Below are 17,109 nucleotides of genomic sequence, written 5' to 3' on the forward strand. Positions count from 1 at the left end.
GCGCCAACGAACTAGATGGAAGCAGATCATCGGTCAACCAAGGAGCAAAGTATGTTCGCGCAAATCCGCCACCTCGCCAGCCACACCGAGCGTTACGACACCATGGCCAAATTTTACGGCACGATCTTCGGCATGAAGCAGATCACCACCGGCTTGATGGACGAAAACAGCAAAGCCAACGCCGAACGCGGCCACATCAGCGACGGCGTCATCGGCATGGCGCTGCTCGCCAAGCGCGCCGGCAGCGGCCAGGGGATCGATCATTTCGGCTTCGAAGTTGAAGATGTCCGCGCCGCCGTCGACCGTATCGATCGATTTTATCCGGAACTCTTGCACACCAAAGCGTTGGCCTACGTGCCCTTCGCCGGCATCCGCGCCCAAGATCCCATCGGCGTGCAGTTCGATCTGGCGCAAAAGGGCCAGGCCAACGTGCGCGAAGGTTATCTGGAAAACGGTTGGCAACAACCGCGCTGGCTCAATCACATCGCGCTCCGCGCTCGAGAGCCGGAAAAGGTCGCCGACTTTTACCGTAAAGTTTTGGAACTCAAAGGCGTCGAAGAATCCGGCGAAGCGGGCTCGGTCATGCTCACCGACGGCAAAGTACGCTTGATCGTTCGGCGCTGCCACAACGGTTTTTACCGCACCATGCGCCAGGGCTTCGATCACATCGGCTTCAAAGTCGACAGCATCGAACAAACCACCAAGGACATCGCCGATCTCGCCGGCGCCTTTCCCGAATGCGCCGCGAAAATAATCGCCGGCGGCGTCCAAGGCGCCGCTATCGCCAAAGACCTCCAAGCCTGCCCCATCGGCAAACACGCCTTCGCCGACCCCGACGGCGTGCTGATAGATATTTGCGAGTAACCGCTGCTGACGCTAGATTGATCGAGCGATTTCCCTAATTCCCGACCGCAAAGCGTTTCGCAAAGAGCGGTCTTTTGCTCGGAACTCTTTTTCTACCAATGCTCCCATCGCCATGATATTTATGGCCTATGAGCCAGAATGAAGCGGACATATTAGCGGACATTTCAACGCTCGAGGACCGCGAAGAAAGTCTAGCGCTAATGGAGCCGCTGCTGATCGCCGAAGGGTCGCGTCACCGAAGTGCGCTTACCGATCTCACGGTCGAAGTGGCCACCCGTTCAGCTGGATTCCGGCGCAGCCTGCCCGATGGCGTGCGCGCGGCCTTGGCCGATCTCGTGCGCGCCATGAACTGCTACTACAGCAATCTCATCGAAGGGCACGACACTCACCCCGTCGATATCGAACGGGCGCTCAAGAACGACTACAGCAACGATCCGCATAAGCGCGACCTTCAGCTCGAAGCGAAGGCGCATATAACAGTTCAGCAGTGGATCGATGCGGGCGGGCTAGCGGGCCGGCCGATGTCGCTAGCAGCCATTCGAGAAGTTCATTTTCGTTTCTGCGCGCTCTTGCCGGATGATCTTCTTTGGATTGAAAATCCTGACAGCGGCGAACGAGTAAAAGTTGTACCGGGTCGACTGCGGGACTGCGCTGTGCGGGTCGGTCACCACGTCCCCATCAGCGCCGGCGCGGTGCCGCGATTCCTGGCGCATTGCGAGAGCGCCTACGGCCGCTTGGGGAGGACGGATGCGATTCTTTCGGCTGCGGCGGCGCATCATCGCTTGCTGTGGATACATCCGTTCCTCGATGGTAACGGGCGCGTCGCCAGACTGCTATCCCACGCGACTCTCCTTGAGACTTTGGATACGGGCGGAATATGGTCGGTCGCACGCGGCCTGGCGCGAAATGTCGCGGCGTACAAGAATCATCTCGCCAATTGCGATGGGCCGCGCCGAAACGATCTTGACGGACGCGGCAACTTGAGCGAGGAAGCGCTTGCCGCTTTCACGCGATTCTTCCTGGAAGTGTGCATCGATCAAGTGCGCTTCATGGAAGATCTCGTTCAACCGGATCGCTTGCGCACCCGGATTCTCATGTGGACCGAGGAAGAAATCCGACTTGGCCGGCTGCCGCCGAAATCGGCAAGTATTCTCGAAGCCGTGCTCTATCGCGGCGAGCTGCCGCGCGGCGACGCAGCCAGCATAGTCGGCACCGGCGATCGCCAAGCACGCCGTACTGTTTCCGCCCTAGTCGAAAAGGACGTGCTGGTAGCTGAAAGCGCACGCGCGCCACTGCGCCTAGCATTCCCAGCCGCACTCGCGTCGCGATGGATGCCGGGGCTGTTCCCAGAAAGGACGGAGTAGCCGTGCGTCCCATCTCTGGGCTATCGTCATTACGATAGGTGAAAGGTTTCGCAGCTCGCACCAAGCCGCAAAGTTTGGGATCATAAGAAGATCAACCACGAAATACACGAACGACACGAAAGCTTGGAAAATATCCGGACATAAATTTCGTGTATTTCGTGCCTTTCGTGGTCAATTCTCCGAATCCGAATCTTCTTCTCTGTGATCTCTGTGCGCTCTGTGGTTGAAAAACTCCGACACAACGCAAAACTCGCGCTCTTGGCACAGCATTTACTACGTCTGCGCCTTCCCCGAACCGATCCGCTTAGCCACCTGGGCATGCGCCAGCACCACGCGCGGGTCGCGCTGCAACGCGGCGACGTAACGTTCGCCGAACTCGCCGCCGCTCTCCGCCGGGATCAGCAGAAAGACCGACTGGCTCATCACCGCGTCGACGCCGGCGTTGGTCAGCGCTTCTTTATCGTCGAGACTTTCATCGATGACGACGATCAATTGGGAAATCGGCCGCAGCCAGGCGAACCACGGATCGCCGGTGATCAGTTGAAAAAAATGATTCGGCGAAAGAATCGGCCCGACGTTCTTTTCGTAAACCAGCCGTTCGGACTCAAGCAAAACTTTATGCAGATGGAGCAGCGCATCATGCAGTTCCAGCAACGGCCGGCGCAGCGCTAGGTGCTCGGGCGTGGGCGATATTCGTTTTTGCATCATCACTTTCAAATACCATGATTCCGCGCAGCGGTCAGCACGGCGAAAACCGGGCGCCTGAAAAACAATTGACCTCAGGCGTGGTTTGCGCTAGCTTTCCATCGTTCGCACTAAACCTAAAGGAGCTATCAGCATGGAAAGAAAAAAGGCGAGCGATTTCGATCCGCAGCTGCTGAGTTTGTTCCACAAGTACGTGCATGGCGCCATCAACCGGCGCGAATTTTTAGACGGCGCGGCGAAATTCGCCGTCGGCGGCATGACCGCGATGGGCTTGTGGGAGATGCTTCGCCCCAACTACGCTCTCGCCCAGCAAGTCGCCAAAGACGACAAACGCATCAAAGCCGAGTACACCATGTATCCTTCGCCCAAGGGCAACTCGTCCAATGGCCAGATGCGCGGCCTGCTCGCCCGCCCCGCCAGCGGCGACAAATTCCCCGTGGTCGTAGTCATTCACGAAAATCGCGGCCTCAATCCTTACATCAAAGATGTCGCGCGGCGCTTTGCCGCGTTAGGCTACATGGCACTGGCGCCGGACGCGATCTGGCCGCTGGGCGGCTACCCGGCCAGCGACAAATACGGCGCTGAAGCCGATGAGAAGGCGCTGGGAATGCAGAAACAATTAGACGGCCCGAAGATTATCGAAGACTTCGTCGCCGCCAGCGAATTTCTCCTAAAGCATCCTCAATCCACCGGTAAACTCGGCGCCGTCGGCTTCTGTTTCGGCGGAGGCGTAGTCAACCAGCTTGCCGTTCGCGTGCCGGGACTAGCCGCCGGCGCACCGTTCTACGGCAGAGCACCGGCGGCGGCGGACGTACCGAAAATTAAAGCAGCCGTGCAAGCGCACTTCGCCGACGTCGAGTTGGATCCCAACACGAGCGGCACCTGGCCCGCTTACGAAGTCGCGTTAAAGGCCAGTGGCACAAAACATGAGGCCTTTTTCTATTCGAAAGCTAACCACGGCTTCCACAACGACACCACACCGCGATTCGACGAAGCCGCCGCCAAACTCGCCTGGCAACGCACCGTCGATCACTTCAATAAGAATTTGAAAGCGTAAATTGAGTGAGACGAAAACCCAGCGCGAGCGGATGTGTATGCCGCTCGCGCTGACGATTCAGTGAAAATCCAAAAACATCCGCCTACCTGCTACGCGAAGACGAGACTCAAAACTCGGAACTAGAAACAAAGCGCGCGCCCAGCGCTTATACAAAACCCATCTTGCGGCCCCAATTTTCTGGGTCATTTAGAAAATCAACGATCTGCGATTTTTGCGCCTCGGTAAAGTAATTCTTGCTCGTGCCGGTATCGAGCACGTCGTCCCAGTCCGCTAACACGTGAAGTTTGATGTCGTTCTTGGCGAGATTGTCGCGGCCTTCATGCTGATTCAAACGCCCCGACGCGTAGTCGAACACGCATAAACAATGGGTCATCTTGGCGCCGGAGCCGCGGACACCGATGTTGAAGCGCAGCTTGCTAAGACCGTCGGTGATCAAGTCCTCGACCATGAGCACGCGCTTACCGGCTTCGAGGATGCCTTCGATCTGTTTCGTGCCGCCGTAGCCCTTGGGTTGCTTGCGGATGTAGATCATCGGCTTCTTGATGATATGCGACACGAACGCCGCGTAGGGAATTCCCGCAGTCTCGCCGCCGGCGACCACGTCGATCTGATCGAGACCGATATCGGTTTCGACCAGCTTCGCCATCTGCGTGACGATATACTCGCGCTCGGCGGCGAACGACAACAACTTGCGGCAGTCGATATAAACCGGCGAAATGCGCCCGGAGACAAACACGAACGGCTTGTCCTTGTAAACCGCGATCGACTCGGTGGCCAACAACATCTCGGCGACTTTTAGAGAAACCTCGCTCATGGCAAATACCTTTCAAATCTTTGGAATAGGCCACGTCTTAACATAGCGACCCAACATTGCCAACGCTCACGAGATCAGAGGCAGCCAATGTAATGAGAGATCGTGTTCACCACGAGGGCGCAAGAACACGAAGTTCGGAATAACTGAACGACCCCCGGCTTTAAACCGAGGGGTTCAAAATGCCTCGACTAGGAGGCGACTCTTCGTTCCGTCATTCCGGCGCAGGCCGGAATCCAGGTTTTCTTTGGCACTGCAGCACAAGCGAAGATGGATGCCGGCCTGCGCCGGCATGACAAACCTTCTATTCGTCTGAAGCATGTCCTGAGCACCGACGAAGGGGCGAGGGAATTCAACCATCCCCGAGAGGGACATTAATTTCTGGAACCTTCGCGCCTTCGTGGTGAGATAGGGATATTGTCCGAGGATGATAACTGCGGATCGGCGCGAGCGGAAAACCTGAGCCGCGGGATAGCCGACGTTATCCCGCAGCTCGATCAGAATGTTACTTCGCCTTCAATGAAAACCCCTTGGTCTCTTTCTTGGCGCGCTTGTCGGCGCGCTTTTCCATCAAGGTTTTTTGCGGCTTCTTCTTGTCTTGCTTCTTAGCGTCTTTACCTTTGCTCATATTCGTCGCTCCTTCTGAATGGTTGATCGGCGTCGCGCCAAACCACGCGCCGCTAGGTTATTATTTTCCACAGCAATGTTTAGATTTTTTACCGCTGCCACAAAGACAGGGATCGTTGCGCCCCGCTTTCTTTTCCACCACCGTCGGTTTCTGGGGGTGGAGCAAGCGGTCCAGATCGCCGACATCCTCAACTTGGTCCGCCTCGATGGTAACGCGACAATGCCAACCATGTTTATCGAACGTCGCGCTCACCTCTTTGAAGCGCGCCTCGGTTTGTACATGAACCACCGCCGGATTCTTCTCGCTGCCGAGCCGAGCGAGCTTCTTCGGCCCAAAGCTATCCATCCAACCCTGCGCGTCAATTCGACTTTGCATCAATCCAACATCAGCGATTCGATTGCCCATACCGAGAGTATCCCAGTTATCGCGCCTTTTAGCTATGCAAAGGCCATCGACCCTGAATAAATGTCGTCAGATCTTCCTCCCGCAAAGCCTGTCTTGAGCAACGTCGAAGGGGCGCAAAGGCGCTAAGTTCGGAAAAAAAGGTGATAAACATTCGCGAGAATTTTTTATTTCCCCTCCGAACTTTGCGCCTTTGCGCCTTTGCGAGAGATATTCCGAATTTCGGGGGTGTGTCGCACGAGGTCTTTCGTGGTTCAAATCACTTCGCAGATTTTCCGAGGATGGCACGTTCCGCGTCTTCGAGTTCTTCCATCCGGCGCAGGTAGCCGTGTTTCTCGATCAGCCGCCGCGCCTCGGCGAGATCCTTCTGCGGCGACTCCCACGGATAATTCGCTTCGCGAAAAAAGAGTCGCACCCGGTGCAGGTGAATATCGGCCATGTACAGCGGCATCGGTCCACGCTCGGCGATTTCCCAGGTTTCGTCCAGGTCGGCCTGCGCACTCTCGGAGCCGGCCTGCGGTGAGCTTGTTGAACCCGTCGAACCCGTGCGCGCGGCGGTGAGACTGCGCAGCCAGGCGCGGGTGAGGAGGCCGAGCACGAGAAGGTGTTGCTGACCGGCGCGGCGGAGGTCGTCCACTGCGTACTGGAGGGACGCGCGGCAAGGGACGAGTGACGAGCCCTGCAGAATCCCGTCGTAGAGCGCGGCGCACCCCAAGTTGAGGTGGTCCAAGGCCTCGTCATGAGGGCGGAGTTTACCGGTCACCCACTCGAGTGTCTTCGTCGCGCGCTCGGAGACGGCGCGGCAGGATTCGAATAAGGACGAAGGATGAGGACTGAAGCAGGAATCGAGAGTGATTTGCCACGCGGCGCGCTCGGGGGCGGCGAGGAGCAGGTCGCAATACCGGAAGCCTCTCAGCGAATACAGCAGCGGGTGGCCGGGCTGGCTCTCGGCCTGCATTTCCTCGGCCTCGCGGAAGCGCGCCTCCGCCTCGGCCCGGCGGCCCGCCTGGTGCAGCGCGTCGGCATGGGTCGTGCGATTAATCATTCGGTTGTCCGCATCGCCGCTGCGGTCGGCGTAGATCACGGACTGCTCGGCGTCCCCCACTGCCCCAGCCACCTCGCCCAGCGTCAGCTGCAGCTCGCTCAGGTTGCTGGCGCCCGAAGCGGCGTTCGTCCAATCCTCGCCCCCGGCAGCCAATTCCATCCCAGCCCGCATCGGATCGAGGGCCTCGGTCAGCCGGCCCAAGGCGCGCAGGGTGAAAGCGGCTTCGTTCAGCAGCCAACCTTGGGCGCCTTCCGTGAGGGAGGGCGAGAGGCGACTCCACGGTTGCTCGAAGAAGCAGGCGACAGCTCCCAAGTCGGAACCGAACGCGCCTATTTTGTTCGGGCTGTAGAACTCCGCTCCGCGCACAAGGCGTAGCCTATAAACCTCGCGATAAGCCTCCTGCTGCATCTCCGCCTGGCAGCCGTGGGCCACGGCTTGATAGAGCGGTTGGAGGCCTTCGAGCATGGGCTGGTCGCCTTCCTTCGTGGTCGCGCAGAGGTGTTCGTAGAGCCGCCGGTGCGCGGCGCGCCACGCATCGGGGTGCTGCTCGCGTAGTTGCTTGGCAAAGTACTCGCGCAGCAGCGGGTGAGCATCGAGCGAAAGCAACGTGCCGGCGGAGTTGCGATTCACCGTGAGCAGCTTCGCGGCCTCCAGCCGAGTGAAGGCGATGTTCCGTTGCGCGTCGCTCATCGAGACAAACGGCTCGGTTAGCTCCGGGATCACCGGCGCTTTCAATAACGCAGTGAAGCAGTCTGCGGAGGCGGGCCGGTCGAACAATCCGAGCAGCCGCAGCACGGCGACGGCGCGTTTCCCTTTCTCACCCTCGCTCTCGAACCAGCGCACATACGCATCCATGACGCGGAAGGCGTGACCGCCCTGCTCCGCCTCGTCTGCTTCCTCCAACTTCACAAGGTCGCGCTTACGGATGTCTCCTGCGTGCGCGTCGCGAAGATAGCTGCCGAGCAGGTTCAACGTGAGCGCGTGGGCTTTGACGTCTTCCACAAGTGTCTCGAACTCTTTCTGCGTTCCCTTCACACCGAGCGACCGCAGCAGAGCCACGCCGGCTTCTTTTGATAGGCGCGTGAGCTTCACCTCCGACGCAGTAGTCTGCCAAAAGGTTTTCAAGTCCGGGATGGAATACCGAGTAGTGAGCACGCACAAGCCATGGTTGGTCGCGGCCAACCCTTTGAGCAGCGCGGCGAGCCCGGAGTCCTTGAGTTCACCCGGCGTCGGCGAAGTGGGCGCGTATTGCAGCGGCTCCAGTCCATCGAGGACGAGCAGCGCCCGCCGCTCGCCGACGAGTTGAGCCAGCCGTCGGCCTTTGTCGAACGCGCTCTGCGCGCTGTCCGCCATCGCCGCGTCGCCAAAAAAGTTGAGCGCTTCTTTGAGAAACAAGTCAGACGAAGCCGCCATCTGCTCGCGCGTCCCCTGACTGTAGAACGACCACGCGAAGGCGGCGTCACAATCCGACCAGTCCCGATGGGCCAGCTCCGCTGCCCACTTTGCCACCAGCGAGGTCTTCCCCTCGCCGCCGAGACCGACAATGGTGAGAACGTGCGGACGTTTCGTCTCGCCGCTCACCGCCATGTTCCACGCATCGGCAAGAAGCTTCGTTTCAGCTCCGCGTCCGATGAGTTCCGCCGGCGCGTACTTGATGATGCGGGAGATGTCGGTAGCTGGTGATTGGTTCTTCACCGGCAGGGTGATGCCTTGGTTGAGCTGAAGACGTTTCGCGATTTTCTCCGCCACTGTTTGCGCTGTGAGCAGGATGATGTCGATGTAGCCGTCGCCGCTAAGAATGCCAAGGTCGGACAAATCACCTGGGTTTCCAAAGCTGAGAAGCATGATGCGTTTGGCGTCCACTGTGGCGATCAACTGGCTGATGTGCCGCCATTCAAGCCGGCACCACAGTTTGGCAGCATACTCCGGGCACAGGAAGAGGACGATCAGTTCCGAGTCCTTCCGATAGAGAGCCGGAAGATAGGTGTTCAAGTCCAGCCGGGCAAATTCTTCATCGTGATATTTATCGTAGAGCAACCGCTCCTTGCCGAAGGCGTTGGTGAGATGGCCGGCCACTTGTTCGACAAAGTCGCGATGCTCGCCCGGAAACGAAAGCGCGATGTCGAAGCGTCTGGGATTAGAAGAATCAGCGGCCATGGTATTCGTCAGAATCAAACAAATCTGTCAGGCTTTGCTTCTTTGATAATGCCAACTGCCCGCGCCAAAGAATCAAACGCGTCCGCTATTACCGCAGCTTATACTTCCGCTCGATCTCCTCGACATAGCCGCTCTTCACCACCTTGGTGAGAATCCGTTGATCGAGCAGCTCCTCGACATTGAAGTTGCGAATCTTCGGATCGCGCAGCGCAATAATGTCCTGGGCGGTTTTCAATCCTCGCGGCGTGACAAACGTGTAGGACGTCAGGTCGTCGAGGAGAAATTTGTAACCCAACTCCGCGAGCTGGCGGTCGACCTTGATATACTTTTGCAGCAGGGCGACGCCGCGCTCTTTGTTGGCGCGCATGAAGGCGCTCGACTCGATCATCGCCTTGATAAAGTTCTCGATGGTCTGGGGATTTTTTAATACGAAGGACTCGGCGCACATGATGGGCTCGACGGCAGCGCGATCTTGCTCAAATCGAATAACGACTTCACCCCCAGCGTTTGCAACCGCGCCGCTTGCAACTTATCCAACGCGGCGCCGTCGATAATGCCGGTGGCCAGGGATTGGGCGATCACGGTGCTGTCGCCGATGGCTTGGATGCTGATGTTGTCCCTTTGCGGATCGAGACCCATTTCGCGCAGCGACACCATGGTCAGGCTCCACAGCAGACCGCTGAAGTCCTGTACGCCAATCTTCTTGCCGCGCAAATCGCTCGGTTTCGTAATCGGTGGACCGACCAGAAAATCGTAGGACGCCCGCTCGGCGAAAACCGATAAGATGATTTTGAGCTTGGCTCCCTGGGCGGCGGCGGTCAGCATACTCGACGCACTGCCGCGGACGAACTGCACTTCGTTGGAGACCAGCGCCGTGACTTGGATCGGCGCGCTGCGCACGGCGACCAGATCGGCCTCCAAGCCATGCCGAGCGAAGATACCTTCATCTCTCGCAAGCCACACCGGCAACCCCGAGGCGGACACGCCGGAATAGGCGATGCGAATCGTCTCCGCCCGCACCGGCGCGGCCGACAACAACAGAACAACGATCAACAAAAATCTTTTAGCGACCATGGCGACGGTCCTCCCGCACAGGTTGAGAGCGTAGATATTGCAAACCAGCCGTTGCTATTGGGCCGCTTCTAACATGGGGGAGTCCGGCTGACAATGACAATCGCACGGCAAAGCCAAAAGCGTGTGAATTCCATTCTCAGCCAGGCCCGAACCTGTTAAACTGCTTGGCAATGAAGCGCCTGCCAACCACGGTGACAAACCATTCGTCAACCCTGCCCTCCATCAACCAGCGCCGCCTGATGCGCGACTTGAACGCCATCGGCCGTATCGGCATCGGCAATCGCGGCGGCGTAACACGTTTAGTGTTTTCGATCAAAGAACTGCGCAGCCGCCAGGTACTGATTCATTTAATGCGCCAGGCCGGGCTAACAATTCACATCGACGCCATCGGCAACATCTTTGGCCGCCTCGAAGGCAGCGATGCCAAAGCGCCCGCCGTGCTCGCCGGCTCCCATCTCGACACGGTGATTCACGGCGGCAAGTACGACGGGCCGGTCGGTGTGATCGGCGCATTGGAAGCGATTCGCACTATCAGCGAAAACAAAATTACCATTCGCTCGCCGCTGGAAGTGGTCTGTTTTGTCGGCGAAGAGTCGAGCCGCTTTGGCTTCTCGACGCTCGGCAGCAGTTTGGTCGCCGGCGAAGTGAGTGCGAAAGATCTCGCCAACGCCGTCGATGCTCAAGGGACGAAACTCGCCGACGTGCTCGCCAGTCTCGGCATCGCCGCCAAACAATTGCGCCGGCTGACGCGCGATCCGAAAACTCTCAAGGCCTATTTCGAACTGCACATCGAGCAAGGTCCGATACTCGAAGCCATCGGCAAGCGCATCGGTCTGGTCACCTCAATCGCCGCGCCGAGCCGGTTTAGAATTACATTCACCGGCCAAGCCGATCACTCGGGCACGACGCCGATGGAGATGCGCAAGGACGCATTGGTCGCCGCCGCGCTGCTGATCGAATTCATTGAAAAAACCTGCCGCAACTTTTCTTCGATGGCCAAAGGGCGCGTGGTCGGCACCGTCGGCGCGCTAAAAATCGAACCGGGCGTGATCAACGCCGTGCCGGGCAAGGCCGAATTGTTGGTCGACATCCGCAGCATCACGGCGCAATCGAAAGCGCGCGTCGCAAGGACGGTTAAGCAGGAAGCGCAAAGGATCGCGCGTGACCGCAATATCGGCGTCCAAGTTCTGACCATCCGCGAGGAAGATCCCGTGCCCCTCGACAAACGCTTACTGCGCGTGACCAAAGAAATTTGCGGCCAGAAAAAACTCGTCTACGAGATCATGCCGTCGGGCGCCGGCCACGACGCCATGCAGATGGCCAAGATCACGCCGGCAGCGATGATTTTCATCCCCAGCCAACGCGGCATCAGCCACAACCCGCTGGAATGGACCGATCCGGATGACATCGGTTTGGGAACGCAACTGTTGATGGAAAGCATGATACGAGTGGCAAATGAATAGCATTGACGAAAAGGGAATTCGGATATCTCTCGCAAAGGCGCAAAGACGCTAAGTTCGGAGTTCAGGAACTGAAACTCCTAACCTTCGCGGCTTTGCACCTTTGCGGGAGAATATTCTTAACCATCCTCCCAGCATCGGAGCAAACATGGCAAAAGCAATTGGCAAAGCGAAAAAGAAGCGCATTCTCAGCGCCTCCCAAGTCAAGGCGATCTTCGAGCGCTTCGCCCGCGAGATGGCGAAACAATACGGCAGTCTCGATCAAGTGGTCTTCATCGGTATCCGCACGCGTGGCCCCTACGTCGCTAAAAGGCTCGCCGATATCGTCAAGAAACGTCACAAAAAAGACATCCCAATCGGCGAGATGGACATCACGCTTTACCGCGACGATCTCAACGCACTGCTCCCCGGCGGCACCATCGATCACACCCGCATCCCCTTCGACATCGCCAACAAGATCGTCGTGCTGTTCGACGACGTTTTGCACACCGGCCGCACCGTGCGCGCCGCCGTCGATCATCTCATCGATCTCGGCCGGCCGCGCATGATCCATCTCGCGGTCATGATCGACCGCGGCGGCCGCGAACTGCCCATCGCGGCCAACTACGTCGGCAAGAAAATTAACATGAAAGCCGCCGGCAACGTCGAAGTCCGGCTCAAAGAAGTCGACAAGGCCGACGAAGTGCTAGTAGAGTAAGGAATATCCAACTCACCACGGAGAACACGAAATAAATTGTCGGTGCGAAAAATCTTTCGCCCCCATCCGCGAACCGCATCGCGCGAAGCGAACACGTCCAACGATGTGGAGATTTCATCTCCCGTTTGCTGAGTAGCGCGCAGCGCGTAGCGAGAACCCCCTCGATACGCCACTTTCAGTGGCTACTCGGGGAATCGGAGTTTCCGCACACGAGCCTAACCCGGAACGAAACCTTGGTGTCTTTCCTGCCTCCGTGGTGAATTCCAGATTTCATCCAATCTACAAGACACCGAACCCACGACGACATTTAACGTTAAATCTCTTGACAGAACATTGCCCTCGTGGTGACTTACGCCACGAGGGCTTTTTTGTGCGGAGGATATTCATGTGAGAAATAAATTATTTTTGACCGTCGGCGCGGTTCTAGCATTGCTCGCCGGCGACGCGGGCGCCAGAGACGTCGTCATCGTCACCTCGTTTCCCAAAGAACTTTTCGAAACCTACAAGAAAACCTTCGAGGCGAAAAATCCCGGTATCAACGTCGTCATCAACAGCAAACCGACTCCCGCCGGGGTTACTTATCTGCGCGAGACCAAGGCCAAACCGGAAGCCGATATTTTTTGGGTCAGCGCACCGGATGCGTTTCAGACCCTCGATACCGATGGCCTCCTGGAAAAATACGCGCCGCCCAAAGAGATCATGGCGAAGATTCCCGCCAAGATCGGCAACTTTCCGATCCACGATCCCGACGGTAAATATTTCGGCTTCGCCGTCAGCGGTTACGGCTTGATGTGGAATAAGAACTATTTGAAAGCGCACAAGCTGCCGGCGCCCAAAGAGTGGACCGATTTGACCCAGGCGCGATATTACAATCACCTGATCATCAGCGCGCCATCGCGCAGCGGCACGACCCATCTGACCGTCGAAACCATTCTGCAAGCCTACGGCTGGGACAAAGGCTGGGCGCTGCTGCTCAACGCCGGCGGCAATATGGGGAGCATCACCGAGCGCAGCTTCGGCGTGCCGGAAGCGGTGATCAGCGGCCAATACGGCATCGGTGTAGTGATCGATTTCTTCGGCCTCTCCGCCATCGCTAGCGGTCAGCCGGTGGAGTTCGCCTACCCGGCGTTGACCTCCGTCGTGCCCGCCAGCGTCGGCATCGTCAAAGGCGGACCCAATCCGCAAGAAGCGCGCGCCTTCGTCAATTATCTGCTCAGCGAAGCCGGCCAGATGGTGTTGTTCAATCCAGAGATCGCCCGCCTGCCGGTGATCCCCGAGCTCTACGCCAAGGCGCCGAAAGATTATCCTAATCCGTTCAAGAAAAAACTCGGCGGCGTCGAGTTCAACGACGAACTATCCTCAGGCCGGCGCGATGTCGTCAACGCAATCTACGATCACGTCATCACTTTTCGCCACAATGAACTGCGCGACGCTTGGAAAAGTATTTACAAGGCCGAAGAAGCGCTGGCGAAAGCCAAGTCGGCGAATGCGAGCCAAGCGAAATCGCTGATCGCCGACGCGCGCAAGTTAGCGGCGCAGGTGCCGATCAACGACAAGCGCGCCAGTGACAAAGAAATCACCGGCGCGTTCAAATCGAAGTCGGGCTTGAAAGCGCAGCTCGAAACCGAGTGGGAAGTATTCGCCAAAAACAATTACGCCAAGGCCAAAGAACTCGCCGACAGAGCCGGCGCCATGGCAAAGTAAGTTGAATCCAAATCTCACCGCACCCGTAATTTAATTTAACCTCGCCATGGCCATCACTTCACCCGCAGTCGTCGCGCCGCGCATCCACGCGCGCATCGACTGGTGGCAAGGCAGCGTCATGGCCCTGCTCCTGGCGCTGTTGTTCGCGTTTATCCTTTATCCAGTGCTGCGCGTGTTGGCGATCTCGCTTACCGACGATCAGAATAATTTCACGCTGCGCCATTTTCTGAATTTCTTTCGCCGGCCGCTGTTCGTCGAAGCATTGTGGAATACCCTTGGGAGCGGCGTTCTCGTCGTGCTGTTGAGCGCTCTGTTAGCGCTGCCGTTGGCTTACATCCTGGCGCGCTTTGAGTTTCGCGGCAAGATTCTACTGCAAACCGCGGCGACGTTGCCGCTGGTGATCCCGCCCTTCGTCGGCGCCGTTGCGCTGCAACTGATCCTCGGCCGCAGCGGCATGGTCAACTTACTGCTGATGGACTGGTTCGATATTGCGATCCCGTTCATGGAAGGCTTGACCGGCGTGGTGCTGGTGCAAACGCTGCATTTTTTTCCCTTCATCCTGCTCAACACCATGGTCTCCCTTGCCAATATCGACGCGTCGCTGGAAGAAGCGGCGCAAAACCTCGGCTGTCATGGCCTTGCGCTATTTCGCCGCGTGACGCTGCCGTTGATGCTGCCGGGCTTCATCGCCGGCGCGCTTCTGACTTTCATCCGCGCCATCGACGATCTCGGCACGCCGCTGATGTTGAATTACAAAATGCTCCTGGCGCCCCAGGCCTACTTGCGCATCACCACCATCGGCATGGACGATGTCGACGGCTATGTGGTTTGCGTGGTCTTGGCGTTGTTATCGCTGGCGGCGCTGTTGGCGGCGCGAAAATATTTGAGCTTGGCGGAATACGCCAGCGTGCAGCGCGGCGCGCCAGTGATACGCAAACTGCAAGGCGGCAAACTGGTCGTCGTGGGCTCGGTCATCGCGATGATCTTAGGTGTGAGTTTGCTGCCGCATATCGGCATCGTCCTATTATCGTTCAGCAAAATCTGGAGCTTCACGTTGCTGCCGAGCACCTACACGTTGAACAACTACCAAGAGATTCTTTTTCGCGCGCCGCACTTCGTCGTCAACACACTCATTTACACGCTGCTGGCCGCGTCGATCGACGTCGTGCTCGGCGCCGCCATCGCCTTTTTGCTCCTGCGTAGCCGCGTCCCCGGCAGAAACCTGCTCGACGCGGTGGCGACCGTGCCGCTGGCGATCCCCGGCGTGGTCCTCGCGGTCGGTTACCTGCGGGTGTTTCACGGCTGGGATTTCCCCGGCATCGGCGCGCCACTGACTTCGTCTTGGATCATTCTCGTCATCGCGTATACAGCGCGACGCTTACCTTACACCGTGCGCGCCTGTTACGCCGCGCTCCAACAAGTTCATGTCAGCCTCGAAGAGTCGGCGCAAAATCTCGGCGCCAATCGCTGGCGCACCTTCAAGAAAATCACTTTGCCGATGATCGCCAGCGGCCTCATCGCCGGCGGCTTGATCGCCTTCATCACTTCCTGTGTTGAGCTCGCTTCGACGATCATGCTGGTGCCGCGCATCGAGTTGGGACCGATTTCCTATGGCATTTATCTTTATATGCAGAGCCCGCTCGGCCGCGGCGCCGGCGCGGCACTCGGCGTCGTGGCGATTTTGTTGGTCTCCCTCGGCACTTATTTGACCCATCGCATTTTCGGCGGGCGCGCCGGCAGCGCGTTTAGAATTTAACCATGGAAGCGGCGGAAGTAAAATTAGACAACGTCGGCAAGCGCTACGGCGAACAATGGGTCGTGCGCGGCGTCGATCTGCATATTCAGCGCGGCGAGTTTTTCACTTTCCTCGGACCGAGCGGCTGCGGCAAGACCACGCTGTTGCGCATGATCGCCGGCTTCGTCCAGCCCGACGAAGGCTCGGTCCGCCTCGACGGCCAAGTGGTCAATCAAGTACCGCCCTGGCAGCGCAATGTTGGTTTGGTGTTTCAAAACTACGCGCTCTGGCCGCACCTGAGCGTTTTTGAAAACGTCGCCTTCGGCCTACGCCAACGGAAAATTCCACGCGACGAAATAAATCGGCGCGTCCTCGCCGTCCTCGCTCAGGTCGAACTTACAGGAACGGAAGCGCGGCGTCCGTCGCAACTCTCCGGCGGTCAACAACAGCGTGTCGCCCTGGCGCGCACGCTGGTGATTCAACCGCGTGTGTTGCTGCTCGACGAACCACTGAGTAATCTCGACGCCAAGTTGCGCGTCGAGATGCGTTTGGAGCTGTTAAAATTACAACGCGATCTCGGCCTCACCACCATCTATGTTACACATGATCAGGAAGAGGCGCTGGCGCTGTCGACAACGATCGCGGTGATCGAGCATGGCCAAGTGATTCAGCAAGGCGCGCCGCGGCAGATTTACGAGCGGCCGGCCAATGGTTTTGTCGCCGGCTTCATCGGTCAGTCGAACTTGATCGCTGCCACGGTCGAGCGAGTACAAGGACAATCCGTAATTGCCTGCGTGGACGGTGTCGAAGGGAATGTGAATCTATCCTTGACGCTGCCATCGATGGCGGTGAAGCCCGGCCCTGGCATTGCGGTGCTACTCTGCATCCGTCCCGAAGCGATTGAGGTGGGAGATAGCAGCGCGGATTTGGTCCTGGAGAATCGAATACCGGCAAAGGTGATCGCGTCTGCCTATCAAGGCGCCTTTGTCGAATATGAAGCCAGCGCGCTCAACACGACGTTTAGAGCCCGCGTCACCAATCCTAAGAGCAAAAAGCTCTATCAGCGAAACGATGCGGTCACCCTCGGTTTCGCCGCCGCGGATGTCGTGTTAATCCGCCGAGAACCTTGACGATGAACTGTGTAGGAAAAAGTGGTGCGGCGCGCGGAACGCGCCGGAAAGATTTGGCCGGACGTTCCAAAGTGTCGAACGCTTGGCGTCAACTAACCGTCAACCGACCTTGCGTTCGAACGCCAAAGGGTGTTGTAGCAAAGTGATTATGTCAGGGGTTAACGGCAACGTAATTATGTCAGGGTGGAAGGATGACAACCCTGACAATGAAAGACGAGAAACGACTAGACGTAATTCAACGAGTATATCGCAGCGAGATCACCGTGGTTGAGGCCG

At 58.1% G+C, this 17,109-nt stretch carries 14 protein-coding genes; 8 read left to right on the top strand and 6 right to left on the bottom strand.

Annotated elements, in window-relative coordinates; all coding sequences use genetic code 11:
- The first annotated feature begins 15 nt into the window (after positions 1-15).
- The gene (locus tag EXR70_11640) at positions 16-864 is read left to right on the top strand and encodes a hypothetical protein (GenBank protein MSP39134.1); all 849 of its coding nucleotides are present in this window, start codon (positions 16-18) and stop codon (positions 862-864) included.
- Between the two features lie 128 nt (positions 865-992).
- Positions 993-2,228, top strand: a complete 1,236-nt coding sequence (locus tag EXR70_11645; GenBank protein ID MSP39135.1) for a Fic family protein — start codon at positions 993-995, stop codon at positions 2,226-2,228.
- A gap of 273 nt (positions 2,229-2,501) precedes the next feature.
- Here the strand turns inward: EXR70_11645 and EXR70_11650 are convergent, their stop codons facing one another.
- The gene (locus EXR70_11650; GenBank protein MSP39136.1) at positions 2,502-2,933 is read right to left on the bottom strand and encodes a hypothetical protein; all 432 of its coding nucleotides are present in this window, start codon (positions 2,931-2,933) and stop codon (positions 2,502-2,504) included.
- 133 nt (positions 2,934-3,066) lie between these two features.
- On the opposite strand from EXR70_11650, the gene EXR70_11655 reads away from it, so the two are divergent.
- Complete coding sequence (locus tag EXR70_11655; GenBank protein ID MSP39137.1) at positions 3,067-3,990, top strand: dienelactone hydrolase family protein; 924 nt, start codon at positions 3,067-3,069, stop codon at positions 3,988-3,990.
- 145 nt (positions 3,991-4,135) lie between these two features.
- Here the strand turns inward: EXR70_11655 and pyrE are convergent, their stop codons facing one another.
- From pyrE to EXR70_11680, 5 genes are all read right to left on the bottom strand, one after another.
- Positions 4,136-4,804 (bottom strand): orotate phosphoribosyltransferase, encoded by a 669-nt coding sequence (pyrE, locus tag EXR70_11660; GenBank protein MSP39138.1) that lies wholly within the window; start codon positions 4,802-4,804, stop codon positions 4,136-4,138.
- 685 nt (positions 4,805-5,489) lie between these two features.
- Positions 5,490-5,834, bottom strand: coding sequence for a zinc chelation protein SecC (locus EXR70_11665; GenBank protein ID MSP39139.1), 345 nt, complete (start codon positions 5,832-5,834; stop codon positions 5,490-5,492).
- Positions 5,835-6,090: 256 nt separating this feature from the next.
- Complete coding sequence (locus EXR70_11670; GenBank protein ID MSP39140.1) at positions 6,091-9,033, bottom strand: hypothetical protein; 2,943 nt, start codon at positions 9,031-9,033, stop codon at positions 6,091-6,093.
- A gap of 88 nt (positions 9,034-9,121) precedes the next feature.
- The gene (locus EXR70_11675) at positions 9,122-9,481 is read right to left on the bottom strand and encodes a hypothetical protein (GenBank protein MSP39141.1); all 360 of its coding nucleotides are present in this window, start codon (positions 9,479-9,481) and stop codon (positions 9,122-9,124) included.
- Entirely contained in the window at positions 9,457-10,107 is a 651-nt protein-coding gene (locus tag EXR70_11680; GenBank protein ID MSP39142.1) for a hypothetical protein, read from the bottom strand. The genes EXR70_11675 and EXR70_11680 overlap by 25 nt, the downstream gene beginning before the upstream one ends.
- A gap of 170 nt (positions 10,108-10,277) precedes the next feature.
- On the opposite strand from EXR70_11680, the gene EXR70_11685 reads away from it, so the two are divergent.
- The 5 genes from EXR70_11685 to EXR70_11705 all read left to right on the top strand — a co-directional run bounded on the left by EXR70_11685 (position 10,278) and on the right by EXR70_11705 (position 16,833).
- Positions 10,278-11,570 carry a Zn-dependent hydrolase gene (locus EXR70_11685; protein ID MSP39143.1) on the top strand — a complete coding sequence of 431 codons (1,293 nt, stop codon included), beginning with the start codon at positions 10,278-10,280 and terminating at the stop codon, positions 11,568-11,570.
- Positions 11,571-11,715: 145 nt separating this feature from the next.
- On the top strand, positions 11,716-12,264 hold the full coding sequence (gene pyrR, locus EXR70_11690) for a bifunctional pyr operon transcriptional regulator/uracil phosphoribosyltransferase PyrR (protein MSP39144.1): 549 nt from the start codon (positions 11,716-11,718) through the stop codon (positions 12,262-12,264).
- A gap of 387 nt (positions 12,265-12,651) precedes the next feature.
- A complete protein-coding gene (locus EXR70_11695; GenBank protein MSP39145.1) occupies positions 12,652-13,968 on the top strand; it encodes an extracellular solute-binding protein in 1,317 nt (438 codons plus the stop codon).
- A 46-nt stretch (positions 13,969-14,014) separates the two neighbouring features.
- Positions 14,015-15,724, top strand: a complete 1,710-nt coding sequence (locus EXR70_11700; protein ID MSP39146.1) for an iron ABC transporter permease — start codon at positions 14,015-14,017, stop codon at positions 15,722-15,724.
- Between the two features lie 2 nt (positions 15,725-15,726).
- Positions 15,727-16,833, top strand: coding sequence for an ABC transporter ATP-binding protein (locus tag EXR70_11705; GenBank protein MSP39147.1), 1,107 nt, complete (start codon positions 15,727-15,729; stop codon positions 16,831-16,833).
- The last annotated feature ends 276 nt before the right edge of the window (positions 16,834-17,109 follow it).

Source organism: Deltaproteobacteria bacterium (assembly GCA_009692615.1).
Taxonomy (GTDB): domain Bacteria; phylum Desulfobacterota; class Binatia; order UBA9968; family UBA9968; genus DP-20.

Excerpts from the sequence above, each read along its gene's own strand:
- EXR70_11640 (MSP39134.1), top strand. The coding sequence starts at position 16 with ATGGAAGCAGATCATCGGTCAACCAAGGAGCAAAGTATGTTCGCGCAA.
- EXR70_11645 (MSP39135.1), top strand. The coding sequence starts at position 993 with ATGAGCCAGAATGAAGCGGACATATTAGCGGACATTTCAACGCTCGAG.
- EXR70_11650 (MSP39136.1), bottom strand. The coding sequence starts at position 2,933 with ATGCAAAAACGAATATCGCCCACGCCCGAGCACCTAGCGCTGCGCCGG.
- EXR70_11655 (MSP39137.1), top strand. The coding sequence starts at position 3,067 with ATGGAAAGAAAAAAGGCGAGCGATTTCGATCCGCAGCTGCTGAGTTTG.
- pyrE (MSP39138.1), bottom strand. The coding sequence starts at position 4,804 with ATGAGCGAGGTTTCTCTAAAAGTCGCCGAGATGTTGTTGGCCACCGAG.
- EXR70_11665 (MSP39139.1), bottom strand. The coding sequence starts at position 5,834 with ATGGGCAATCGAATCGCTGATGTTGGATTGATGCAAAGTCGAATTGAC.
- EXR70_11670 (MSP39140.1), bottom strand. The coding sequence starts at position 9,033 with ATGGCCGCTGATTCTTCTAATCCCAGACGCTTCGACATCGCGCTTTCG.
- EXR70_11675 (MSP39141.1), bottom strand. The coding sequence starts at position 9,481 with ATGTGCGCCGAGTCCTTCGTATTAAAAAATCCCCAGACCATCGAGAAC.
- EXR70_11680 (MSP39142.1), bottom strand. The coding sequence starts at position 10,107 with ATGGTCGCTAAAAGATTTTTGTTGATCGTTGTTCTGTTGTTGTCGGCC.
- EXR70_11685 (MSP39143.1), top strand. The coding sequence starts at position 10,278 with ATGAAGCGCCTGCCAACCACGGTGACAAACCATTCGTCAACCCTGCCC.
- pyrR (MSP39144.1), top strand. The coding sequence starts at position 11,716 with ATGGCAAAAGCAATTGGCAAAGCGAAAAAGAAGCGCATTCTCAGCGCC.
- EXR70_11700 (MSP39146.1), top strand. The coding sequence starts at position 14,015 with ATGGCCATCACTTCACCCGCAGTCGTCGCGCCGCGCATCCACGCGCGC.
- EXR70_11705 (MSP39147.1), top strand. The coding sequence starts at position 15,727 with ATGGAAGCGGCGGAAGTAAAATTAGACAACGTCGGCAAGCGCTACGGC.